General features: G+C 58.3%; 4 protein-coding genes and 1 tRNA gene. All 5 read left to right on the forward strand.

What is annotated here, in order from left to right; translation table 11 throughout:
• Window positions 1–582: 4-(cytidine 5'-diphospho)-2-C-methyl-D-erythritol kinase (locus tag V6C07_RS10330; protein WP_333536377.1), on the forward strand; the 582-nt coding region annotated here is incomplete at its 5' end.
• Window positions 583–588: 6 nt separating this feature from the next.
• A tRNA-Gln gene (locus V6C07_RS10335) sits at window positions 589–663 on the forward strand.
• 185 nt (window positions 664–848) lie between these two features.
• A complete protein-coding gene (locus V6C07_RS10340) occupies window positions 849–1,796 on the forward strand; it encodes a ribose-phosphate diphosphokinase (protein ID WP_333536378.1) in 948 nt (315 codons plus the stop codon).
• A gap of 266 nt (window positions 1,797–2,062) precedes the next feature.
• A complete protein-coding gene (locus V6C07_RS10345; RefSeq protein ID WP_333536379.1) occupies window positions 2,063–2,662 on the forward strand; it encodes a 50S ribosomal protein L25/general stress protein Ctc in 600 nt (199 codons plus the stop codon).
• 442 nt (window positions 2,663–3,104) lie between these two features.
• Window positions 3,105–3,904 (forward strand): alpha/beta hydrolase (locus V6C07_RS10350; protein WP_333536380.1); only part of this gene is annotated, 800 nt, incomplete at its 3' end.

Here is a 3,904-nt window from a genome sequence, read left to right on the forward strand (position 1 = left end):
GGCGGCGGCAGCAGCGATGCGGCTGCCCTGCTGCGCTGGCTCAACAGGAATGTCGCCACCCCCCTGCCTGAACAGGCCCTGGCAGATGTGGCCCTTGGCGTGGGAGCCGATGTGCCTTTTTTTTTGCACAACCGGCCCTGCCGCGTTCGCGGCATAGGTGAAATTATCGAATCTGCCGATCTGGATTTTTCAGGCATGCGCCTTGTGCTCGTATGCCCGGAAATCCATGTAAGTACGCCACAAACCTTTGCTGATTACGATGCTTTCAAGGCAGTGGAGCAGGCCGCTGAAAATCAAAACAGCTTGACAAGAGAACAAAGCAGGGCTAATGGAACTTTTCTCTCCCAAGGGCGGTTTGAAGCTGACCTGGGCAACGACCTAGAAAACGTTGTCTTCAAGCGTCATCCCGAGCTGGCCGAAATCAAGGCCACCCTGTTGCGCTACGGGGCAACAGCGGCCTGCATGAGCGGCAGCGGCTCCAGCATACTGGGGCTTTTCGAGCGCGAGGCGCTTGTGGAAGCGCAGGCTGTGGCCGCGGCGCTGCAAGGAGAGAACAGGCGCGTTTACGCGCATGTGCTGTGATCATACTGGGATGTAGCCAAGTGGTAAGGCAACGGGTTTTGGCTCCGTCATTCGAAGGTTCGAACCCTTCCATCCCAGCCACAACACCATGACGACGCGCAGTGAATGCTGGAGCGGCTGCTATGCAAATACCCGACCGCTCCGGTTACCGTGCGGGTGAATATCCGTATCCGGCCATGACGGCGACAGGCCAGCCAACTTCGTGACCGGTGGCAGGCAAGGGTGTACAACCTAAATGCTCTTTGACGCGCAAGGCGGGGCGGTTCATGTTCAGCGATCTTAAGATCGTAACCGGTTCTTCCAATCCGGAATTGGCGAAGGCCATTTGCAACCATCTGGGCTGTCAGCTCACCCCAACGCTGTCCACTACGTTCAGCGACGGGGAGTTGCGTATTGAAATCGGCGATAATGTCCGAGGCGACGATGTTTTTGTGGTCCAGCCCACCTGTCCGCCCACGGTCAACCGTAACCTGGTTCAGCTGTGCCTTATGCTGGATGCCCTTAAAAGGGCCAGCGCGGGCCGCATTACAGCCGTCATTCCCTATTACGGCTACGCGCGGCAAGACCGCAAGGTCAGCCCCCGTGCGCCTATCAGCGCCAAGATGGTGGCTGACTTCATCAGCGTGGCCGGGGCGGAACGCGTGGTGACTATTGACCTGCACGCAGGTCAGATTCAGGGCTACTTTGACTGCCCTGTGGACAATCTTTTTGCCGTACCTGTAATGCTGGACGCCCTGCGCAAGCTCGGCGAGGAAAAAATTGTCATCGTCTCCCCCGATGCCGGCGGCGTTGAGCGGGCCAGGGCATACGCCAAGCGCCTTGACGCGCCTTTGGCTATTGTGGACAAAAGACGCGACAAGCCCAATCAGGCGCAGGCCATGCACGTCATTGGCGATGTGGAAGGCCGGGTGGCTATAGTGGTGGACGACATGATCGACACCGCAGGAACCCTGTGCGCCGGGGCCGAAGTTTTGCTGAAAAACGGAGCGAAAAAAATCGTGGCCTGCGCCACGCACCCGGTGTTGTCCGGTCCGGCCATTGATCGCATCAATGCCACCGAAGCCCTTTCGAAGGTCTTTGTTACCGACACCATCCCGCTGGGCGACAAGCTGGAACGCTGCCCGAAACTCGAAGTCATTTCGGTGGCGGCGATTTTGGGCAAAACCATTCACAACATTCACACCGGTTCATCGGTCAGCGTGTTGTTTGTTTAGCAAAAACCGTCGGCGCAAAGCCTTCGCGCACGGCCGTACGGAGCACATCCCACAAGGGAATGGCAAGATACAATAAAGAAAGCGCTGATCCATGCGGATTTTTGCTTTCCGGCAAGGGCAAGCGAATTCCGGGGTACGGCGTGCAGGGCATGCCGGGCCGATAACGGACGCAGTCTCAGGCGGTCAGAAAGCGAAAAGACCGGCGGGCGGCATTTCTCAAGAACTTTTCCGCACGTGTCAGGCGGCGGTAAGCCAAGGAGTGGACCATGAATATTGAAAAGACTTTGAGCGTGCAAAAACGCGAAGGTTACGGCAAAGGCCCCAGCGGCCGCCTGCGTGCCCAAAAACTGATCCCGGGCGTGTTCTACACCCCCAAGGGCGAAAACATTTCCGTGCAGGCCCCTGCTCTGCCCCTGCAAAAGATTTACGAAGCAATGGGCCACACCACGGTGTTCAACCTCGAAATCGAGGACAACGGCCAAAAGACCGCGTATCCCGTGCTTATCTGGCAGGTGCAGTTTCACCCCTACAAGCGCGCCTTCACCCACATCGATTTTTACGGCGTGGACCTCGACAAGGAAGTCACCGTTGACGTACCCGTGGAATTCGTGGGAACCTCGCGCGGCGTGAAGCTGGGCGGCGTGCTCGAAACCTACCGCGAAGTGGTGCGCCTCACCAGCAAGCCGCTGAACATGCCCCAGAAGGTCGTTGTTGACGTGACCGACATGGGTATCAACGACACCATCAGCGTGGGCGACCTCAAGCTGCCCGAAAACGTGCGCGCCGAATTTGATCAGAACTTCGCCCTGGTGACCGTCATCTCCAAGAGCAAGGACGACGCCGAAGACGAAGACCAGGCAGACTAACCTGGTTTCCGGCCTGCAGACCGATCTGCCAGGCCATTTACAAGTGTTCATGGCCGGTTCCTCACGGAACCGGCTTCCTTTTTAGAGCGCTCCACGTTGAAACAGCCTCATGCGCCCTGCTCCGGCGTCTGCATGGGCGCACGCCATCGGGGCGCAGGCGCAGCTTCAGCCTTTGCCACAAAAAGCGTGAAGATAAACAGCACCATGCGTTTATACAGCCAGACGCCGCAGTAAGCGCACAACACCTTGAAAATATATATTCTCAAAGGTAACATGCCGCAAAACTGACCGGAAACTGTTCTGCGACCGCTTGAGCAGGCGGCCGCCGCCAGGATGCATATGCAGCATACCTGCGCCATAAAACGCCGGGGCGCACGCCTTGTCGCCGTTCGTAGTATAGATTTTCAAACATAATATGCTCCCGAATATGCCGCACCATGCCGTGACCTATCATTCCCTGCGCCCCGTAGGCAGCAGAGCAAGCCTGGAGATATGGCCCAAGCCCCAAGCCGGGGTCATGCTTTTTTATCCGGGAACCATGCTCTCGCCCGTGCAGTACAGGCCGCTTATTTCCGCCCTCCACGAGGCGGGCTTTGGCGTTGCTGCCCTGCACTTCACCGGTCATGGGCGCAACAGTCACTGGACGGGCTTTACCTTTGACGACCTTGTGCGGGACACCCTGGCTGCGGAACAATGGCTGCGCAAACGGGGACACCGCCACATCGCCGCTTGCGGCCACAGTCAGGGCGGCATTCTTGCCCTGGCCCACGCCGCAGCCTCACAGAAGCTCATGGCGACCTTTCCCATCACCGGAATCCTGCCGCAAAGCGACCGGGTCATGGACCTGACAATTTTCCGGCGCTGGAGCAGCAACAAACGCGGTTTTATGGCGGTTTTGCGCGCTCTGGCATGCCGCCTGCCGCGCCTGCCCATGCCTTTGCAGTCGTACCTTTCCGTACGGCGCATTCTGGCCGGGGCGCGCCGCGTTGTCTATAACAGGAAACAGTGCCGCATGAGCTATCCGCTGGCCTACCTGTCCAGCCTTCTTTCAGCCTCCATAAACGAGCAGTTGCACTGCCCCCTGTATTTTTTCAGTGCGGTCAATGATGCCCTTTTTACTCCGCCCCTGATTCAGGGTACCTTTGAACAGATACGCGCACCGCAGAAAAAGCTTATCTGGCTGCCCGGCGGGGGCCATCTGGCCGCCCTGAACCCTGCTCTGTGCCGCTATATGGCACGGCA

Source organism: Desulfovibrio sp. 1214_IL3152 (assembly GCF_036763055.1).
Lineage (GTDB): Bacteria > Desulfobacterota > Desulfovibrionia > Desulfovibrionales > Desulfovibrionaceae > Desulfovibrio.

Excerpts from the sequence above, each read along its gene's own strand:
- V6C07_RS10340 (WP_333536378.1), top strand. The coding sequence starts at position 849 with ATGTTCAGCGATCTTAAGATCGTAACCGGTTCTTCCAATCCGGAATTG.
- V6C07_RS10345 (WP_333536379.1), top strand. The coding sequence starts at position 2,063 with ATGAATATTGAAAAGACTTTGAGCGTGCAAAAACGCGAAGGTTACGGC.